Source organism: Akkermansia muciniphila, assembly GCF_900184965.1.
Classification (GTDB): domain Bacteria; phylum Verrucomicrobiota; class Verrucomicrobiia; order Verrucomicrobiales; family Akkermansiaceae; genus Akkermansia; species Akkermansia muciniphila_A.
The window spans coordinates 1-226 of the sequence record NZ_FXYA01000206.1 but is presented as its reverse complement, the minus strand read 5'-3'; the positions used below and the strand labels follow the sequence as shown (position 1 = coordinate 226).

Below are 226 nucleotides of genomic sequence, written 5' to 3'. Positions count from 1 at the left end.
TCCTACGAACACAAGAATTTCATCTCCTTTCTCCGCGACAATTCCGGTAGGATTGTCAAATTTGTTCAGGGCGTTGATATTTCTCACCTTCGCAGCAAACTCCGGATGGCTGTAAGCCTTATAGGAAGCAATGCGGAATTCTTTGTCTTCATAATCGCCGGATTTTATTTTCTTCGCAATCATCTGTAAAAACTCCGGAAGAGCCTTGAGGTCCGTCAGGGTACAC

Annotated in this window: 1 protein-coding gene; it reads right to left on the bottom strand. The window is 44.7% G+C overall.

Annotated elements, in window-relative coordinates:
• Window positions 1–226 (bottom strand): hypothetical protein (locus tag CI070_RS13605; RefSeq protein ID WP_179218342.1); only part of this gene is annotated, 226 nt, incomplete at both ends.